At 64.4% G+C, this 18179-nt stretch carries 16 protein-coding genes; 12 read left to right on the forward strand and 4 right to left on the reverse strand.

Annotation, left to right across the window (positions count from 1 at the left end):
* Nucleotides 1–143, reverse strand: a 143-nt coding sequence (locus tag ACODRZ_RS17615) for a flagellin N-terminal helical domain-containing protein (protein WP_488972928.1), incomplete at its 3' end; no start/stop codon positions are given.
* Between the two features lie 174 nt (nucleotides 144–317).
* On the opposite strand from ACODRZ_RS17615, the gene ACODRZ_RS17620 reads away from it, so the two are divergent.
* Nucleotides 318–1262: a DUF808 domain-containing protein gene (locus ACODRZ_RS17620; protein ID WP_488972912.1), complete on the forward strand. Its 945-nt coding sequence runs from the start codon at nucleotides 318–320 to the stop codon at nucleotides 1260–1262.
* Nucleotides 1263–1374: 112 nt separating this feature from the next.
* Here ACODRZ_RS17620 and ACODRZ_RS17625 read toward each other — a convergent pair whose 3' ends face one another.
* Complete coding sequence (locus tag ACODRZ_RS17625) at nucleotides 1375–2799, reverse strand: glutamate ligase domain-containing protein (protein WP_488972913.1); 1425 nt, start codon at nucleotides 2797–2799, stop codon at nucleotides 1375–1377.
* 57 nt (nucleotides 2800–2856) lie between these two features.
* Here ACODRZ_RS17625 and ACODRZ_RS17630 point away from each other — a divergent pair, with 57 nt between their 5' ends.
* The 5 genes from ACODRZ_RS17630 (at nucleotide 2857) to dnaN (ending at nucleotide 7611) form a co-directional block, all read left to right on the forward strand.
* A complete protein-coding gene (locus ACODRZ_RS17630; RefSeq protein WP_488972914.1) occupies nucleotides 2857–3666 on the forward strand; it encodes an LD-carboxypeptidase in 810 nt (269 codons plus the stop codon).
* A gap of 42 nt (nucleotides 3667–3708) precedes the next feature.
* On the forward strand, nucleotides 3709–4236 hold the full coding sequence (locus ACODRZ_RS17635) for a VOC family protein (protein ID WP_488972915.1): 528 nt from the start codon (nucleotides 3709–3711) through the stop codon (nucleotides 4234–4236).
* Nucleotides 4237–4353: 117 nt separating this feature from the next.
* Entirely contained in the window at nucleotides 4354–5289 is a 936-nt protein-coding gene (fabD, locus tag ACODRZ_RS17640) for an ACP S-malonyltransferase (protein ID WP_488972916.1), read from the forward strand.
* Nucleotides 5290–5371: 82 nt separating this feature from the next.
* Entirely contained in the window at nucleotides 5372–6136 is a 765-nt protein-coding gene (gene fabG / locus ACODRZ_RS17645) for a 3-oxoacyl-[acyl-carrier-protein] reductase (protein ID WP_330701966.1), read from the forward strand.
* A gap of 356 nt (nucleotides 6137–6492) precedes the next feature.
* Entirely contained in the window at nucleotides 6493–7611 is a 1119-nt protein-coding gene (gene dnaN / locus ACODRZ_RS17650) for a DNA polymerase III subunit beta (protein ID WP_488972917.1), read from the forward strand.
* 90 nt (nucleotides 7612–7701) lie between these two features.
* On the opposite strand, the gene ACODRZ_RS17655 is transcribed toward dnaN, so the two are convergent.
* Nucleotides 7702–9006 carry an FAD-dependent oxidoreductase gene (locus tag ACODRZ_RS17655; RefSeq protein ID WP_488972918.1) on the reverse strand — a complete coding sequence of 435 codons (1305 nt, stop codon included), beginning with the start codon at nucleotides 9004–9006 and terminating at the stop codon, nucleotides 7702–7704.
* A 171-nt stretch (nucleotides 9007–9177) separates the two neighbouring features.
* Here ACODRZ_RS17655 and ACODRZ_RS17660 point away from each other — a divergent pair, with 171 nt between their 5' ends.
* The 6 genes from ACODRZ_RS17660 to ACODRZ_RS17685 all read left to right on the forward strand — a co-directional run bounded on the left by ACODRZ_RS17660 (nucleotide 9178) and on the right by ACODRZ_RS17685 (nucleotide 16069).
* Nucleotides 9178–11901, forward strand: coding sequence for an EAL domain-containing protein (locus ACODRZ_RS17660; protein ID WP_488972919.1), 2724 nt, complete (start codon nucleotides 9178–9180; stop codon nucleotides 11899–11901).
* A gap of 95 nt (nucleotides 11902–11996) precedes the next feature.
* Nucleotides 11997–13799 (forward strand): translation elongation factor 4, encoded by a 1803-nt coding sequence (gene lepA / locus ACODRZ_RS17665; protein WP_488972920.1) that lies wholly within the window; start codon nucleotides 11997–11999, stop codon nucleotides 13797–13799.
* Between the two features lie 168 nt (nucleotides 13800–13967).
* Complete coding sequence (locus ACODRZ_RS17670) at nucleotides 13968–14543, forward strand: helix-turn-helix transcriptional regulator (RefSeq protein WP_488972921.1); 576 nt, start codon at nucleotides 13968–13970, stop codon at nucleotides 14541–14543.
* 84 nt (nucleotides 14544–14627) lie between these two features.
* A complete protein-coding gene (locus ACODRZ_RS17675; RefSeq protein WP_488972922.1) occupies nucleotides 14628–14966 on the forward strand; it encodes a hypothetical protein in 339 nt (112 codons plus the stop codon).
* Nucleotides 14967–15002: 36 nt separating this feature from the next.
* Nucleotides 15003–15533: a hypothetical protein gene (locus ACODRZ_RS17680; RefSeq protein ID WP_488972923.1), complete on the forward strand. Its 531-nt coding sequence runs from the start codon at nucleotides 15003–15005 to the stop codon at nucleotides 15531–15533.
* Entirely contained in the window at nucleotides 15431–16069 is a 639-nt protein-coding gene (locus tag ACODRZ_RS17685; RefSeq protein WP_488972924.1) for a JAB domain-containing protein, read from the forward strand. The genes ACODRZ_RS17680 and ACODRZ_RS17685 overlap by 103 nt, the downstream gene beginning before the upstream one ends.
* Here the strand turns inward: ACODRZ_RS17685 and ACODRZ_RS17690 are convergent.
* On the reverse strand, nucleotides 16066–18099 hold the full coding sequence (locus ACODRZ_RS17690) for a TonB-dependent receptor plug domain-containing protein (RefSeq protein WP_488972925.1): 2034 nt from the start codon (nucleotides 18097–18099) through the stop codon (nucleotides 16066–16068). The two genes, ACODRZ_RS17685 and ACODRZ_RS17690, sit on opposite strands and share 4 nt — an antisense overlap.
* Nucleotides 18100–18179: the final 80 nt, after the last annotated feature.

Consider the following 18179-nt stretch of genomic DNA (forward strand, 5'->3'; position numbering starts at 1 on the left):
GCGAGGCCCGCCGCGTCGTCCTTGGCCGAGTTGATGCGCTTGCCGGTCGACAGGCGCTCCATCGCGGTGCCCAGCGCCTTGTTGGCCGAATTCGAAGCGTTCGAAGCGCGGATCGCGCTGATGTTGGTGTTGATGACTGACATGTGTTGAACCCCGGTAAGCCTTTCGAGCGGCCCCGGAAGTGGAGCGCTCTTCACATGTCCAGAAGAACGGCGGGAGCCGCGCAGTTTTAAGTCGGTTTCGCTTTCGCTTGATCGCAGGCTGATTAGACCGCATTGCTGCGTGCTATTTCGCACCTGCAAACAAAAGGAATTAGAATGCCTTCCGGCCTTGTCGCCCTGCTTGACGACGTATCGGTCATCGCCCGCGCCGCCGCCGCATCTGTGGACGACGTGGCGGCGGGGGTGGCCAAGGCCGGGACCAAGGCTGCCGGCGTGGTCATCGACGACGCGGCGGTGACGCCCGGCTACGTCACCGGCTTCACGCCCGATCGCGAACTGCCGATCATCTGGAAGATCACCAAGGGCTCGTTGTTCAACAAGCTGGTGATCCTGCTGCCGATCGCGCTGCTGCTGAGCGCCTTCCTTCCCGGCGCGATCACGCCGATCCTGATGGCGGGCGGTCTCTATCTGGCCTTCGAAGGCGCGGAGAAGGTGCTGGAGAAGCTCGGCGGCGAGAAGCATGGCGAGACGCTGGAAGACCCGATCGAGGACGCCGCGACTTTCGAAAAGACGCGCGTTTCCGGCGCGGTGCGCACCGACCTCATCCTCTCGGCCGAGATCATGGCGATCGCGCTGGCCGAAGTTGGCGACGAGACGCTGATCGCCCGTGCGGTGACGCTGGCGCTGGTCGGCATTGCGATCACGGTCGCGGTCTACGGCGCGGTGGCGCTGATCGTGAAGATGGACGACGTCGGCCTGCACCTGACGAAGAAGCCGGGCGCCAGCGCGCAGGCACTGGGGCGCGGGCTGCTCAAGGCGATGCCGGTGGTGCTCAAGCTGCTCGGCAGCGTGGGTACGGTGGCGATGCTGTGGGTCGGTGGCGGGATCATCCTCCACGGACTTGAGGAACTGGGCGTGCCGGGGCCTGCCCATGTCGCACACGGCATCCAGCACGCGCTGGCCGAGGCGACCGGGCCGGTGGGGCCGGTGTTCGGCTGGCTGGGGTATGCGCTGGCTTCGGCCGTGGTCGGGCTGGTTCTGGGCGCAGTGGTGGCGGTGATCGTTCACCTCGTCGCCAAGGCGCGCGGCAAGGGGCACTGAGGCGGCGTTTGAAGGGTGGGGGCTTCGACAGGCTCAGCCTGATCGGGGGTGAGAGCTGAGCGTCAAATCCCGCGCATCCTGAGTTTTTCGAAGGATGGGGAAGCGCGCTACGTCAGGGTAGCTGGGCCAGAACATCCTTCGCGAACGGCGTCAGCGTATCGTCTCGCGCGCCCATGATGACCACGCGGTCACCGGGACGGGCGATCTCGGCGATGCGCTTGCCACAATCGGCGCGGCTGGGCACGTACTCCGCCTTGCCGCCATGGCTTTCGATCAGCCTCACGATCCGCTCCGAGCCCTCCGAACGGTCCACGGTGCCGCCGAAATAGACCGGGTCGCACAGCAGGGTCACATCGTCCGGCCCGAGTTTGCGGGCGATGACTTCGGCCAGTTCGGCCCCCATCTGTCGCAAGGGGCCGTAGCCATGCGGCTGGAAAAAGGCGATGACGCGGCCCGGATGCACCTTGAGCGTCGAGAGCGTGGCCGAGACCTTGTCCGGGTTGTGCCCGAAGTCGTCGATCACCGCTATGCCCGAGGGCGAGGTGCCGACAATGTCGAACCGCCGTGCCAGCCCTACGAAGCTGCCGAGCGCGGTCACCGCCTCGGCCAGCGATACGCCTGCGGCATTGGCGGCGGCGATCGCGGCGAGCGCATTGTAGAGATTGTGTCGCCCCGGCACTTTGAGCGCCAGTGCATGTTCAGTGCCGTCGCGTCGGTCGAGGATCGTGGCGGACAGCGAGGTCGGTCCTTCCACCACGTCGATCGCGGCGATCTGGGCCTCGGGCGCGGTGATCCCGAATGTCACCAGCGCCTGCGCCCGGTGCGCCAGTGCGGCGGTTTCCCTATCGTCGAGGTTGATCGCCGATACCTCGGCGCGGGCGAGAAAATCGCCGAACAACTCGCGCAGTTCCTCAAGGCTCTTGTGGTCGAGGCTGACGTTGCCCAGCACCGCGACCTTGGGGCGATAGAGCGCGATCGAGCCGTCGCTTTCGTCCACCTCTGACACGAAGGCATCGCCCTGTCCGACGCGGGCGCTGGCGAAGGGAGCGTCGGACGAGGCGAAGTTCTTCATCACCGCACCGTTCATGATCGTCGGATCGCGGCCCGCGGCGGTCATGATCCAGCCGGTCATCCCGGTGACGGTGGACTTGCCCGAAGTGCCGCCGATCGCCACACCAAAAGGAGCCGCGTTGAACAGCGTCGCCAGCAGCTGTGCCCGGCTCATGTGGGGGCAGCCGAGTTCGGTTGCGCGCACCACTTCCGGCACGGTGTCCTCCACCGCCGCCGAGGCCACCAGCGTCTGCTGCGCCGAAGTCACCCCGCTGCCATCCTGCGGGAAAAGGTCGAAGCCCAGCGATTCGAGCCAGGCGAACTTCTCGGGCGTCCTGCCCTGGTCGCGGCTGCGGTCGGAGCCGCCGATGCTCGCGCCGTGGCCCTTGAGGATCAGCGCCAGCGGCAGCATGCCGGAGCCGCCGATGCCGCAGAAGAACCAGGGGTGGGTGGTGAGGTCGGCAGAGGGCGTGGGCGCGTCGGTCATGGTCGCCAAGCCGTATGCGGCCTTGCCCGCCGTGACAACCTCGATAGGAATGGGCGCATGACACGTATCGCCGTCTGCGCACCGTCCACCCCGATCACTCACGAGGATGTCGAGGCCGTCCGCGCGCTCGCCGCTAACGAGTTCCCCGGCGTGGAACTCGTCGTTCACGAACAGTGCTTCGTGCAAGAGGGCCACTTCGCCGGAACTGACGAACAACGCCTCGGTGCTTTGCTGGAGTGCGCCAACGATCCATCCGTCGATGCCGTGTGGTTCGCACGCGGCGGCTACGGCGCCTGCCGGATCGCGGAAAGCGCGCTGGCGCAGATGAACCATGCCGCAGTTGGTAAGACCTACCTCGGCTACTCGGACGCGGGCTATCTGCTGGGCGGGCTCTACCGGGAGAGGATCGGCAGGCCGGTCCACGGCCCGATGCTGGCGGACATTCGTCGCGAAGGTGGCGCCGATGCGGTGCGCCGTGCGCTCGCCTACCTCACGGGTGACAGGCAGGGCCTCGAACCCTCGCTTGGCGGCGAGCGCCACGCTGTCGCCGCCTTCAACCTGATGACGCTGGCCATGCTCGGCGGCACGCGGCTGATGCCGGGACTCGCCAACCACGTGGTCATGGTGGAGGAAGTCTCCGAGTATCTCTACGCCGTCGACCGCCTGTTCTTCCATGCAACGGCGCATCTCGGCGGTATCGCGGGCTTGCGCCTAGGCCGCGTCAGCGACGTGCCGGAGAACGACCGCCCCTTCGGCACCGATGCCGAGCAGATCGCGCGCTACTGGTGCGAACGCCACGCGATCGCTTTCCTCGGCGTGGCGGACATCGGTCACGATGCCGCAAATAAGATAGTTCCCTTCGGCTGACGAAGACGCCACTCTCCGGCTCAAACAGAACGGGAGAGACTGATGGCGCCCTTGCCGATCCGCCAGATCGCCTACTTCGTGCCGGATGTGCGTGCCGCCGCGCAGGCACATTCCGCGGCCTTCGGCTCCGGGCCTTACTACGTGGCTGACCATATCGCGCTGACCCGCGCCGTCCATCGCGGGGTGGAGCGCGAACTCGATCACTCCAGCGCCTACGGCCAGTGGGGCGAAGTGATGATCGAGTTCTGCCAGCAGAACAATCCCGGCCCTTCGGCCTTTCATGACCTCTATCCGGAAGGCTCGGGGAGGGAGGGCCTGCATCACGTCGCCCTGTTCGTCGATAATCTGGATGCAGCCGTCACCAACTTCACCGGGCGAGGGGCTACGCTGGCGCTCGACGCGCGGATGACCGACGGATTCCGCTATGTTTTCGTCGATACGATAGCGGCTTACGGCCATATGCTCGAACTGTACGAGCCGACCGACAACCTCAAGGGGTTCTACGAATACGTCCGGCGCAAGGCGGGCGACTTCTCGAAAGGTGTCACCCAGGACATCGCTTTCGGGTGACGCGCGTGTCTCAGGGCTTGCCCTGAGCGGCCAAGGTCAATAACCCGCCGCGCCACAATCGATTCGCAATCGGCGAGAGGCTTCCCGCCCGCCGTGCAAGCCAAGGAGCGGTCGCAGATGCGTGCATTCGTTTTCCCCGGACAGGGTAGCCAGAAGGTCGGCATGGGCGCCGAACTCGCACAGGCAAGCGCCGTCGCGCGCGAGGTCTTCCAGGAGGTCGACGACGCGCTCGGTCAGAACCTGTTCCGCATCATGAGCGAAGGCCCCGAGGACCAGCTCACCCTCACCGAGAACGCTCAGCCTGCGATTATGGCGAACGCCATCGCGGTGCTGCGAGTGCTGGAGAAGGAAGGTGGCATCAGCCTCGCCGACAAGGCGGATTTCGTCGCCGGTCACTCGCTGGGTGAGTACACCGCGCTCTGCGCCGCAGGGGCCTTCAGCCTTGCCGACACCGCGCGCCTGCTGAAGCTGCGCGGCCAGTCGATGCAGGCTGCCGTGCCGGTCGGCGTGGGCGCCATGGCCGCGCTGCTGGGCGCCGACATCGAGAAGGCCACCGCGCTTGCCGAAGCGGCGGCGGAAGGTCAGGTCTGCACCGTCGCCAACGACAACGACCCCACGCAGGTCGTGATCTCGGGCCACAGGGAAGCGATCGAGCGCGCCATCGCGCTGGTCAAGGACCACGGTATCAAGCGCGGCATCGCGCTGCCGGTCTCGGCCCCGTTCCACTGCCCGCTGATGCAGCCCGCCGCCGACGCCATGGCCGAGGCGCTGGCCGCGACTCCTCCGGGCGTGCTGCGCGTTGCTCTGTTCGCCAACGTGACGGCTTCGGTTGTGACGGACCCGGCCGAAGTCCAGCGCCTGCTGGTCGAGCAGGTCACCGGCCGCGTCCGCTGGCGCGAGAGCGCGATCGCGATGCACGCGGCGGGTGTGGAGCGCTTCGTCGAGATCGGCGGCAAGGTCGTCGGCCCGATGATCAAGCGCTCGGCAGGCGAAGTGGATGTGGTCGCCGCGATCTCGATGGCCGAGATCGAGGAACTGGCCAAGAGCCTCTGATTTTCCGCACGGCCTCGGGCTTGACCCGGGGCCGTGCGCCGTCTGATGAAGCATCGCCGGGATGGCGATCTAGGAGTTTCCCATGTTCAACCTCAACGGAATGACTGCCCTGGTGACCGGCGCGAGCGGCGGGATCGGTTCGGCCGTGGCCCGCGCTCTGGCAGCGCAGGGTGCGCGCCTCGCGATCTCGGGCTCGAATGCCGACAAGCTGCGCGCCTTCCGCGACGAACTCGACGAGCACACCCCGCAGCACCTGCAGGAAGTCGATCACGTGTCCATCGCCTGCAACCTTGGCGATGCCGAGCAGGTCGAGAAGCTGGTGCCCGCCGCGCTCGAATCGCTGGGCAAGATCGACATCCTCGTCAACAACGCCGGCATCACGCGCGACAACCTCGCCATGCGGATGAAGGACGAGGAGTGGGATCAGGTGATCCGCATCAACCTCGAATCGACCTTCCGCCTGATGCGCGCGGCCACCAAGCCGATGATGAAGGCGCGCTTCGGCCGCATCATCAATGTGACTTCGGTGGTCGGGACCACCGGCAATCCTGGCCAGATGAACTACTGCGCGGCCAAGGGCGGCATCACCGCGATGTCCAAGAGCCTCGCGCAGGAACTCGCCAGTCGCGGCGTAACGGTGAACTGCATCGCCCCCGGCTTCATCCGCACGCCGATGACGGACGTGCTGCCTGATGCCCAGAAGGACGCGCTCAATGCTCGCATCCCAATCGGCCGCATGGGCGAGGGTGACGAGATCGCCGCCGCGGCTGTTTACCTTGCCAGCAAGGAAGCGGGATACGTCACCGGCCAGACGCTGCACGTCAACGGCGGTATGGTGATGGTGTGATTTGATATGACGGTGGGGCAGTGAAACTTCCCCACCGTCATGCTCCGTCGCCCTGCACTTGTTTCAAGGGCCACTGCGCCTATGGCCCGGTGTAGTGGGGCGCAGGTTGTGAGGGAGGGATGGTGCCCGGTGTTCCGGCGCCGACTGCCCGATGGACCCTGAAGCAAGTTCAGGGTGACTGGGAGGAATCGGACGAGGTTGAGGCGCTTCGTACCGCAAACCCCCGATTTATCCCCAGATTCGCCGTATTTCTGCCACTTCCAGCTTGCCGCGCCCCTGACTCCCGTTAGAGATAGTCGTCCGAATTTGAGGGATCTCCGTATCCCGTGCCCGACCAAGGGGGACTTGAGGCTGTCATGAAGGCCACTATCGAACGTTCCACGCTGCTGCGCTGCCTTTCCCACGTGCAGTCGGTCGTCGAGCGCCGCAATACCATTCCGATCCTGTCCAACGTGCTGATCGAGGCGGCCGCAGGCGGCGCGCTCAAGATCATGGCGACCGACCTCGACCTCCAGGTGGTCGAGACGCTTGGCGCCGTCACGGTGGAGCAGGCCGGTGCGATCACGGTTTCGGCGCACCTGCTGTTCGACATCGCGCGCAAGCTGCCAGAAGGCAGCCAGGTCAGCCTCGATTCGGCGGACAACCGCATGGTCGTGAAGGCCGGTCGCAGCCGCTTCCAGCTGCCGACGCTGCCGCGCGACGACTTCCCGATGATCGCGGAGGGCGAACTGCCCACCAGCTTCGAGATCCCGGCTGCCACGCTGGCGCAGCTGATTGACCGCACCCGCTTCGCGATTTCCACCGAAGAGACGCGCTACTACCTCAACGGCATCTTCCTGCACGTCAGCGATGAGGAACTGAAGGCTGCTGCCACCGACGGTCACCGTCTGGCGCGCTTCACCATCGCACGTCCCGATGGTTCGGAAGGCATGCCCGACGTGATCGTGCCGCGCAAATGCGTAGGCGAACTGCGCAAGCTGCTCGAAGAGGCGCTGGACACCAACGTCCTCGTCGACCTGTCGGCCAGCAAGATCCGTTTCACGCTGGGCGGCGAGCACGGCGTCGTGCTGACCAGCAAGCTGATCGACGGTACGTTCCCGGACTATACCCGGGTCATCCCGACCGGCAACGACAAGCTGCTCAAGGTCGATCCCAAGAGCTTCTTCCAGGGCGTCGACCGCGTGGCGACTATCGCCACCGAGAAGACCCGCGCGGTGAAGATGGCGCTTGATACCGACCGCGTAACGCTTTCGGTGACCTCGCCGGACAACGGCACCGCGGCTGAGGAAGTACCCGCGCAGTATAGCGCGGAAGGCTTCGAGATCGGCTTCAACGCTAACTATCTCAAGGATATCCTTGGCCAGATCGACGGCGACACGGTGGAACTGCACCTTGCCGACGCCGCCGCACCGACGCTGATCCGTCAGGATGAAAAGAGCCCCGCGCTCTACGTGCTGATGCCGATGCGCGTCTGACCCGAGGCTCATCTGACCTTTCGGGCAGGCTGAACAACAAAAAGGGCCGGGGCGAAAGCTCCGGCCCTTTTTGCTTGCGGCACAGAGAGTTCAGACCCTTCCGGTCGCTTCGATCATCTTCTCCACCTCGACGAACTTCTCACGCGGGGCGCCATCGCGGGCAGCAGCGACTTCGGCTTCGTCGATTTTCTGCCAGTCGGTGAACTTCACGACCTGGATACCTCGCTTTTCCGCGAGAGCGTCGAAGCCCGGGCGGCCCGGCTTGCCCGAATCGCCGGCCATGTCGACGGCGATCTTCTCGATGATGGCAAAGCCGTCCGGACGGTTGGTGCCGATCGTCCCGGTTGGTCCGCGCCTCGCCCACCCTACGCAGTAGAGGCCCGGCGCGATGCGGCCCTCGACGTTGGCGAAGCGGCCGCCTTGCTCATCATAGGGCACATCGGGAATCGGCGAGGTCTGGTAGCCGATGCACGCTACGACGATACCCGCCGGGATGCGGTAGGTCTCTCCCGTGCCGATTGCCTTGCCGTTCTCCAGCCGGGTACGCTCGACTTCCACGCCTTCGACGTGGGTGTCGCCGAGGATCGCCTTCGGCGCGGCGAAGAAGTCGAACTCGACCGTGACGTCCTCAGGGCGGGGATTTTCGTTGGTTGCAAAAGTGCGCAGAAGGCCGAGCGACTTGCGCAGGCCGGTTTCGAGGCCTGCATCCGCCTCGACAGGCGGGAGGTCCGAGGCATCGACGACCGGGTGGGCGCGCTCCAGCTTGGCCAGCTCACCCAGTTCCTTTGGGGTCATGGCGATCTGGTGCGGTCCGCGGCGACCGAGGATGACGATGCGCCGCACAGCCGATTTCCGCAGCGAGGCGAGCGCGTGGGCGACGATGTCCGACCCCGAGAACTCCGCTTCCGACTTGGCCAGGATGCGGGCCACGTCGAGGGCGACATTGCCGTTGCCGACGATGACGGCGGTATCGTGGCTCAGCTGCGGATCGAGTCCGGTGAACTGGGGATGGCCATTGTACCAGCCGACGAAGGCGGCGGACCCGAAGACGCCGGGCAACTGCTCGCCTGGAAGGCCGAGCTTGCGGTCATGCGGGGCGCCGGTGGCCAGCACGACGGCGTCGTAAAGCTCCTGCAGTTCCGCCACCGTAACGTCGCGGCCGAGCATCACGTTGCCGACGAAACGGACGTTGCGGGTAAGCGCCGTATTCTCATAGCGGCGAGCTACGGCCTTGATGGATTGATGGTCGGGCGCGACGCCTGTGCGGATCAGGCCGAAGGGTACGGGCAGGGTGTCGAATATGTCGACGCGAACCTCGTCCCCCCACTGCTTGAGCGCGGCTTCGGCGGTGTAGTAGCCCGCCGGGCCAGTTCCGACGATGGCGATATGCCGCATGGCTATGTCTCCCGTTCATGGCCGACTTCGTTGCCGGCCGGTTACAGGGAAGCAAGCACGGCGGCGAAGCGGTATCAAGTGAAATGCTTCGGATTTCGGATCGTTGCGCGCTCGATTTGCAGTGGCCGCGCTTAACGGTTTCGCAATGGCGATAAGGGCATGGTTGCAGGCATGAAGAAACCGGGTCTGCGTGGTGAACGACAGGCGGCGCATTCGGGCGCCGGGCGAGGGCTCGTACCCTCGGCACAAGTCGCGAAGGATGATCCGGAAGGTATGGCGGTTGCCGCTTCTCCTTCGGCCTTCGCCAGTTTCGCCCGGTGGGGAGGTCGGCCTGATGCGGGCGACTGCCTCCACTACTTTACCTGTCGTCGCTGGGTGCTGATGGGGCCGACGCTGCTTGTCGCAGCGATTCTCATGAGCCTGATTTCGGGCACGCTGCCGGATATGGTCGCGGCCTCGTGCATGGCTGTCGGCATGGCGCTTTGCCTGCCGGCCTCGCTTTATGCGCGCATCGAGCGTCGCATCGTGCACAACGGATGGCAACGCTACCCCCTGCTGTTCGTCGCGATCCTGCTGCCGATGATGCTGTTCGGCTTTGGGGCGGCGCGCTGGACGAACCTGCACCCCCATCTCGGCTGGGAAGTGACGGTCAACATCTTCGTCATCGTCGTGCTGATGGCGACGGCGCTGCTGGAGAACCGCCTGACCTCGATCATCGGCGCGACGATCGGGCTTTGGGGCGGGGGTTCGCTGCACGACGGTTCGATGGCTTCGTTCACCCTGCTTACGGTAGGCGCGGTGCTTGGCGTGCTGATGACGATTCGCCAGGCGCGCACGGCATCATCGCAGTCGCATCGCCATGCCGAACGTGAAAGGGAACAGCGCCGCGCCGAGCAATTGCTACACGAATACGAACAGACCGGGCAGGGCTGGTTCTGGGAAACCGACCGGCAGGGCAAGATCACTTACGTGACCCAGAGCATCGCCTCGCTGCTGGGAAGCACCGTCGGCGAACTGGAGGGCAAGCCCTTCACCGGCATGTTCATGCTGGAAGCGGCCGGTCAGCAGGGTGAACGCACACTGGTGTTCCACCTCAACACGCGCTCGTCGTTTCAGGATCTCGGAGTGCGTGCCGCGACCGGCGAGAAGGACGAGCGCTGGTGGTCGATTTCCGGCCGTCCGGTGCTCGATCAGTTCAACAATTTCATGGGCTTTCGCGGTTCGGGCACGGACCTGACCGAGAAGCGCCGGTCGCAGCAGCACGTCACGCAGCTGGCCCGCTTCGATTCGCTGACCAAGCTGGCGAACCGTTTCCAGATGTCGGAGTGGCTGGAGAAGATTCTCACCAGCCCGCGCATCGAGACACGCGCCTGCGCGGTGTTCCTGCTCGACCTCGACCGGTTCAAGCAGGTCAATGACACCATGGGCCACCCCGCGGGCGATGCCCTGCTGAAGCAAGTGGCCGAGCGCCTGAGCAGCACCGTGGGCGATCGCGGCCGCGTGGGTCGCCTCGGCGGTGACGAGTTCCAGGTCATCCTCCACGGCGCGCAGAACCGCGAAGGCCTGGCGCATCTGGCGCGGCGCATCATCGAGAACCTGTCGCAACCCTATACCATCGAGGGGGCGCGGGTGACGATCGGCGCCTCCGTAGGCATCGCGCTGTGTCCGGACGACGGCATGACGTCGGATGCGCTGATCCGCAACGCCGACCTTGCGCTCTACGCGGCTAAGGGCGGCGGGCGCGGGCGGCACCACTTCTACGACGAGGACCTGCATTCCGACGCGAAGGAGCGCCAGCAGCTCGAGCAGGATTTGCGCGATGCCATCGCCAGCGGGTCGCTGGAGCTGCATTATCAGCCGCAAGTGCGCACCACGAGCGAGAAGATCACCGGGTTCGAGGCGCTCTTGCGCTGGAATCACCCGGTCCACGGTTATATCTCCCCTGCCAAGTTCGTGCCGGTGGCCGAGGAAACCGGCCTTGTCGCCCAGATCGGCGAGTGGGCCTTGCGCACCGCTTGCTCCGACCTTGCTACGTGGCCCGAAGAAGTGCGCGTGGCGGTAAACGTCTCGCCCCTGCAGTTCGCCAACCCGGCGCTGCCGGCGATCGTCACCAGCGCCATCGCCGCTGCCGGCGTCACGCCGGGACGGCTGGAGCTGGAGATTACCGAAAGCGTCTTTCTGGGTGACGACCGTACTACCGAGTCCATGTTCTCGGCGCTCAAGAACCTCGGCGTCAGGCTGGCGCTGGACGATTTCGGAACGGGTTACTCTTCGCTCGGCTATCTGAAGAAGGCGCCGTTCGACAAGATCAAGATCGACCAGAGCTTCGTGCGCGGCGCCACCATTCAGGGAAGTCGCAACGGGGCGATCATCTCCTCGATCGTCAATCTTGCCGAGGCGCTCGGCATGGAGACGACGGCCGAGGGCGTGGAGACGCTGGACGAACTTGACCTGGTCCGCATGCTTGGCTGCAGCCATGTGCAGGGCTATATCTACGAGCGGCCGCTCAACGCGAAAGCCGTTCTGCCGCAACTGTCCGAGGGGCTCGTCGCAGTGGCCAAGGGGCCGCGCTCTGCCCGAGCGGCGCGCCAGACGATGCTGCGCAAGGTCGTGCTGGAGCACGGGCCGCACAGCTACGAAGGTACGATCCGCAACATCTCGCAGCGCGGCGCAATGATCGAAGGCCTGTGGAACGTCCCGGTGGGGACGAAATTCGGCGTGCACTTGTCGGAAGGATACGTCGTCATGGCGATTGCGCGATGGTGCAAGGAAGACCGCATGGGTCTTGAGTTCGGGCAGCCGCTGGAACTCGACGGCAACGGTGCGGTGCTGTTCACGCCGGTCCGGCCAAGGCGGGAGAAGGCGGAGACCGCCCCGCTGCGCCGCACGGCATGACGCGGGGGTCACTTTTTCGCATTTTCCCGGTCGTCAGGTGATTTCGCGTGTTCAGGTGATTTCACAGGGCCGTAAAATGCTCTAACGGCGCTTCCATGACCGAACTCTCGCAGATCCGTAACTTCAGCATCATTGCCCATATCGACCATGGCAAGTCGACTCTCGCCGACCGTCTGATCCAGACCACCGGCGGCCTGACCGAGCGCGAGATGAGCGCCCAGGTTCTCGACAACATGGATATCGAGAAGGAACGCGGCATCACCATCAAGGCGCAGACCGTGCGCCTGAACTACACCGCGTCCGATGGCCTGACCTATGAACTGAACCTCATGGACACGCCGGGCCACGTCGACTTCGCCTACGAAGTCAGCCGCAGCCTGGCCGCCTGCGAAGGCGCGCTGCTGGTGGTGGACGCGGCGCAGGGCGTGGAAGCGCAGACGCTGGCGAATGTCTACCAGTCGATCGAGCACGACCACGAGATCGTGCCCGTCATCAACAAGATCGACCTGCCCGCCGCCGAACCGGAAAAGGTGCGCAACGAGATCGAGGAAGTGATCGGCATCGACGCTTCCGAAGCGGTCATGGCCAGCGCCAAGTCGGGCATCGGCATTGCCGAAGTGCTTGAAGCCGTGGTCAAGAAAATCCCGCCGCCCAAGGGCGAGCGCGACAAGCCGCTGAAGGCGATGCTGGTCGATTCGTGGTATGACCCCTATCTTGGCGTCGTCATTCTGGTGCGCGTCATCGACGGCGTCATCAAGAAGGGTCTCCCGGTCAAGTTCATGCAGGGCGGCACCGACCACCTTGTAGACCGCGTCGGCTGCTTCACGCCCAAGCGCATCGACCTGCCCGAACTTGGCCCCGGCGAGATCGGCTTCATCACCGCGCAGATCAAGGAAGTGGAGCAGGCCAAGGTCGGTGACACCATCACCACCGTAAAGCAGGGCGCCACCGAGGCGCTGCCGGGCTACAAGGAAGTGCAGCCGGTCGTCTTCTGCGGCCTGTTCCCGGTCGACGCCAACGACTTCGAGAAGCTGCGCGAATCGATCGGCAAACTGCGCCTCAACGACGCCTCGTTCAGCTTCGAGATGGAATCGAGCGCGGCGCTGGGCTTCGGTTTCCGCTGCGGTTTCCTCGGTCTGCTGCATCTGGAGATCATCCAGGAGCGCCTGAGCCGGGAATATGACCTTGATCTCATCACCACGGCACCTTCGGTGGTCTATCGCCTGACGATGACCGACGGCACGGTGAAGGAACTGCACAACCCCGCCGACATGCCGGACCCCGTGAAGATCGACTTTATGGAGGAGCCCTGGATCAAGGCGGTGATCTACACACCGGACGAGTATCTCGGGTCGATCCTGAAGCTGTGCCAGGACCGTCGCGGTATTCAGAAGGACCTGACCTACGTGGGTGGTCGCGCCCAGGTGACGTATGAACTGCCGCTCAACGAAGTGGTGTTCGACTTCTACGACCGCCTGAAGTCCATCAGCCGCGGCTATGCCAGCTTCGACTATGAGCAGATCGGCCTTCAGGAGGGCGATCTGGTGATGATGAACATCCTCGTGAACAACGAGCCGGTCGATGCGCTGTCGATGATCGTTCATCGTGGGCAGGCCGAGCCGCGCGGACGTGCGCTGGTAGAGCGTCTCAAGGACCTGATCCCGCGTCACATGTTCAAGATTCCGATCCAGGCCGCGATCGGGGCCAAGGTCATCGCGCGCGAAACCATCTCCGCCATGCGCAAGGACGTGACCGCCAAGTGCTATGGCGGCGACATCACCCGCAAGAAGAAGCTCCTCGAAAAGCAGAAAGAGGGCAAGAAGCGCATGCGCGAATACGGCAATGTCCAGATTCCGCAGGAAGCCTTCATTGCCGCGCTGCGGATGGGCGAGGAATAAGGTTTACCTGACGGATAATATGCAAAGGCCCGGCAGCCCGACTTGAGGTTGCCGGGCCTTTTCGCATCGTCACATCGGAAATCGATGTTTCTAATGGTAAATTTTTGACTAACACTGTTTATGATTGCAGCTGCGTAACGTCATTGTGTAATTTTGAAGCAGAGCCGGATGGGTCGCTGGCAGAGTATGGCAGACAGGAATTTCAACGATCATGGAGCGAATCGCGCGCAGGGCGCAGGGCTTCAGCATGTCTTTCCCGGTCTGACCCCCAAGCAGCATGAAGTGCTGCGCTTTGTATCCGAGAATCGCACCAGCAAGGAAATCGCCTGGGAACTCGGCATTTCCGAAAGCGCCGTGAACCAGCGGATCGAAGGTGTACGTATCCGTGCCGGTTCGCCGCCGCGCGCGGAACTTGCGCGTTCCTACAGGCAGTACCTGCTCGAACAGGACCTAACCTGTAATCCGATACCAGATAAGATTCCTCAGGTTCCGGAAGTCATGCCCGATGCCCCAGTCAGGGCTCAGGACGAACAGGCGGTCAGCCTCGCTCTTTCGGATGCCATGACGTACACGGTCACGGCTCCCTGGCAGCGCGAGGCTTACGGCCAGGTCGTCCCGGAGGTGCTCGATGGTGCAAATGCCGGGCTAAGCCGGACAGCCGCCATGGTCGCCATTGCCGGAGGCATGCTGCTGGTGGCGATGGTGGGTCTTGGCGTAGTCCGTGCGCTGGCCGATCTGATCTGATCGCAACGGCCTTGTTCCAGCATCCCCGAAACAGTGTTTGTGGCGCAGCCGCCGAGCCGGCCCTGCGTCAGGGGGAATATTGCCATGTCGATGACCATTGCCGCCGCTACCGCCCGGATCGCCCGTCAGCTTCCCGAGGCCGAACTTTCTCTCGATTCCGCACTGCTTGCTTCGGCGCGCCTGATGGAATCGATGCTGCTCGCCCGTCAGGCGGACGGAGTGGAGACCTTTACCGGCCAGACCGCCCTGATGCGCCTTGCCAAGGCCCAGCGCACGCTGATCGAAAGCCAGAACGACATGATCCGCGTCCATCACGAACTGCGCGGCATCGGCCGCGAAGTGAAGGCGATAACGGACGACGAGGGCACCTGTCCCAACGAAAGTGGCTTCCTCGCGGCCGAGCCCCTGCTGCGCAGGGCCTGACATGCAAGATCTTCCGGGCAGGAATGCGGAGGTGTCATGCCTGAGCATTCCTGGCTGGAAATCCTGTGGTTCCACAAGGACAAGATCCAGCTTGCCGTCTATGCGCTGCTTTTCCTCTACTGCCTGGCGCGCAGGATGCCTGCGCCGGAGTGCATCCTGTCAGGGGTGCTCTTCGGCATGGGGGCGATCGACAAGCTGCACCACCTTGCGCTCGGCGGTTCGATCATCTGGCGACACGCCAATGTCGGCCACCTGTGCATCGATGTGCTGGCCATGGCATGCATGTACGTGGTCGCGCTCCATGCGAACAGGATCTATCCGCTATGGATAGCGGGTGCGCAGATCATAGCGATGTTCGGCCATTTCTATCGGCTGGCGCTGGAGGAGATCAACACCTTCGCTTACGACGCCATGGCCGTGACACCGTCCTACATTCAGTTCGTGGCGATGCTGCTGGGCGTGGCGTGTCACATGTCGCGGCGCAGGAGGCTGGGCAGGTATCCATCCTGGCGGCGCTCCTTGTTCCCTATGCCGGAGACGCCGCAGAAGGCATTGCCCGGCGCCTGATCGAGCGTTTCGGTTCGCTGCGCACCATCTATTCCGCATCGCTGGAAGCGCTGCGTCATGCCCTGGGCGATGACCATGCAGCCAGCGCCTGGCTCCCCGGGGCGATCATCGCGGCGCGTCGCCTTGCCGAAGCCGCGTCCCGGGAGGCCATGCTCGGCCTGCCACTGCACACCGGATCGCCCGAGTTCAGGCGTTACCTAGTCGATCGGCTCGGTTGTCGGCGCGAGGAGTGCGTGCTGGTCTTCTATCTGAACGGAGAAGGCATCTACATCGCCGAGGACCTCTATGCAGGTGGCAGGCGGGCCGAGTGCCTGATCCCGCTGCGTCGCACGGTGCGACGTGCCTTCGACCTCGATGCCCGGCGCATCGTGCTGGCGCACAACCATCCATCCGGAGCGGCGCGACCCAGCGGTGACGACATCGCCGCGACCGCCATGTTCAGGCAAGTCGTCGAACCGTTGGAGATACGGCTCGACGATCATTGCATCGTCGCCGGCAACGCAGTCGCCAGCATGAGGATGATGGGGGTATTCTAGTTCTTCAGGCGCAGGCTGACGAACAGCGTGCGGCCCTGTTCGGGATAGCCGTCGACCGTGGTGTAGTTCTCGTCGAACAGGTTGCGGCCGCCGAGGCCAAGGGTCACCCAGTCGGTCACGTCGAAGTCCACGCGCAGGTTCGCTAGCGCATAGTCGCCGGTCTGGTAGTACCGGGTTCCCGCGGTGTTGACCGTCCATCGCTTCGAGGCGACATCGATGCTGGGCAGGATGCGCAGCGTCGGGATCGGCGACCACTCGGCCCAGACGAAGCCCGAGTGCTCGGGAACGCCGGTAATGTGGAACGAGGCGATCTTGGAAAGCGTCGGATCGTCCAGCTTGCGATGCACCCAGCCGTAGTTGGCGCCGACCCGGAGTGTTTCCGCGATCTGCGCGGTCGCCGAAACCTCGGCGCCGTAATAGTCACCCGATCCGACGTTGCGGCTCTGCGCGGTGGACTGGCCCTGGTAGACGAACGGGAACGAGACGATCGCATCGTCCACCTTGGCGTACCAGGCCGAGGCTTCGATGCGCAGCGGACCGAACTGGCGAGCGCCGCCCATTTCGACTTGGGTGGCACGCTCGGCCTTGAGGTCGGGATTGGAGGTGGCGCCGCCGAAGCGGGTGCTGAAACGTTCGAAGATGGTCGGGAAGCGTGCGCGTGACGAGACCGAGAGGTGCATCGTGGTCGCCTCGTCGGGCGTCCAGAGCAGTTGCCCTTGCGCATTCCAAGCATCGCCGTTGCGCAAGTCGTAATAGACGAAGGCTCCCGAAGTATAGTCCTCGGCCCGGCGCAGATCGCGCCAGTCGTAGCTGGCGCCGACTACCAGTTCCAGCTGCGGCGTCAGCTTGTAGCCGTTCTCGATCGCGGCGCTGTAGGTTTCCTCGATCGTGGTCTGCCACGGCTCCCAGGTGCCCGAAGGGAAGCTCTGCTGGATCTCGCGGTGGCGGTCGTTGCGGTAGTGAAACGAGACGCTCAGTCGCTCGGCATCGCTGGGGTTGAGGTCCAGTTGGGCAGAGCCGCCGTAGGCACGATCGCTGTAGGCGCTGTTGAACGAACTGCCGCGCGTCTGGGTGTTCAGATTGGCGTTATCGAAGCTGTCGAGGCTGTTCTTGAAAGTGTTGTAATAGGCCCGCGTGCGCAGCGTCGCGATCTCTCCCAGCGCCGTGGTCGATAGGAAATAGACGTTCTGCAGGTTCCAGTAGGGCCAGGTCCAGTACCGCAGCCCGGTGCTGTCGGAGACGTGGGTGGGCGCCAGCTTCTCGCCCTCCTGGCGGGTGAAGCTGATCGCGTATTCGTCAGTCAGGTTGGGAGTGAAGCCCAGCTTGGCGTTCACGCGCCAGTCCTCGGAGCGCGACAGGTCGCGTTCGCCGCCGTCCTCGTTGCGGGCGGCGTTGAACTTGTTCGAGAGGTCCCAGTGATCGGTGAAGTTGCGCGCGTAGCTGGCCTGCGCGTACCACTTGTCATGCCGCGTGCCGAGCGAAACGAAGCCGGTGTAGCCCGCATAGTCCGCGTCGTTGTCGAGGTTCAGGCTGAAGCGTGCTTCCGCGTCCAGTTCCTTCTGCGGCTTGCGGGTGACGAGGTTAACTGCGCCGCCCATCGCACCGGGGCCGTTGAGCACCGAGACATAGCCCTTGGCGACCTGAATCTCGGCGACGTCGGGGGTCAGGAAGCGGCCATAGTCGAGCCGCCCGTCGGCGGGCAGGTAGACGCGGATACCGTCGATCGACAGCGGCACCTGATAGCGGTCGAAGCCGCGCACGTAGATCAGCCGTTCGTTGCGCGAATTTCCGGAAAGGCCGGAAGTGACGCCGGGGATCAGCTTGACCGCTTCATCCAGGGTATCGCGCGAGAAGTCGTAGATCGCCTCGGCGTTGACGGTGGACGCGGTGATGTCGCCGTTCTCGCTGCGCGGCGCGGTGACGACGATCTGGCCGAGCCCGAACGCGCTATTGGTGTCGTCCGCAGCGAATGCAGGCACGGTCGCACAGACCAGCGACGCAGCAAGCGCTGCGGTGATCGCATACTTCATATTATCCCCCTTGAACCTTCTGTGGATTCGCGCTTGGAGCGAATCTGTATCCCGCCGTACATAATTATGCTCGGCAGTAC

The sequence above is a fragment of the Novosphingobium sp. FG90 genome, from assembly GCF_057808725.1.

What these genes read in the sequence shown, in the direction of transcription:
- ACODRZ_RS17620 (WP_488972912.1), top strand. Translation starts at nt 318, where the DNA reads ATGCCTTCCGGCCTTGTCGCCCTGCTTGACGACGTATCGGTCATCGCC.
- fabD (WP_488972916.1), top strand. Translation starts at nt 4,354, where the DNA reads ATGCGTGCATTCGTTTTCCCCGGACAGGGTAGCCAGAAGGTCGGCATG.
- ACODRZ_RS17675 (WP_488972922.1), top strand. Translation starts at nt 14,628, where the DNA reads ATGTCGATGACCATTGCCGCCGCTACCGCCCGGATCGCCCGTCAGCTT.
- ACODRZ_RS17635 (WP_488972915.1), top strand. Translation starts at nt 3,709, where the DNA reads ATGGCGCCCTTGCCGATCCGCCAGATCGCCTACTTCGTGCCGGATGTG.
- ACODRZ_RS17630 (WP_488972914.1), top strand. Translation starts at nt 2,857, where the DNA reads ATGACACGTATCGCCGTCTGCGCACCGTCCACCCCGATCACTCACGAG.
- ACODRZ_RS17655 (WP_488972918.1), bottom strand. Translation starts at nt 9,006, where the DNA reads ATGCGGCATATCGCCATCGTCGGAACTGGCCCGGCGGGCTACTACACC.
- ACODRZ_RS17660 (WP_488972919.1), top strand. Translation starts at nt 9,178, where the DNA reads ATGAAGAAACCGGGTCTGCGTGGTGAACGACAGGCGGCGCATTCGGGC.
- lepA (WP_488972920.1), top strand. Translation starts at nt 11,997, where the DNA reads ATGACCGAACTCTCGCAGATCCGTAACTTCAGCATCATTGCCCATATC.
- ACODRZ_RS17680 (WP_488972923.1), top strand. Translation starts at nt 15,003, where the DNA reads ATGCCTGAGCATTCCTGGCTGGAAATCCTGTGGTTCCACAAGGACAAG.
- fabG (WP_330701966.1), top strand. Translation starts at nt 5,372, where the DNA reads ATGTTCAACCTCAACGGAATGACTGCCCTGGTGACCGGCGCGAGCGGC.
- ACODRZ_RS17670 (WP_488972921.1), top strand. Translation starts at nt 13,968, where the DNA reads ATGGGTCGCTGGCAGAGTATGGCAGACAGGAATTTCAACGATCATGGA.
- ACODRZ_RS17690 (WP_488972925.1), bottom strand. Translation starts at nt 18,099, where the DNA reads ATGAAGTATGCGATCACCGCAGCGCTTGCTGCGTCGCTGGTCTGTGCG.
- dnaN (WP_488972917.1), top strand. Translation starts at nt 6,493, where the DNA reads ATGAAGGCCACTATCGAACGTTCCACGCTGCTGCGCTGCCTTTCCCAC.
- ACODRZ_RS17625 (WP_488972913.1), bottom strand. Translation starts at nt 2,799, where the DNA reads ATGACCGACGCGCCCACGCCCTCTGCCGACCTCACCACCCACCCCTGG.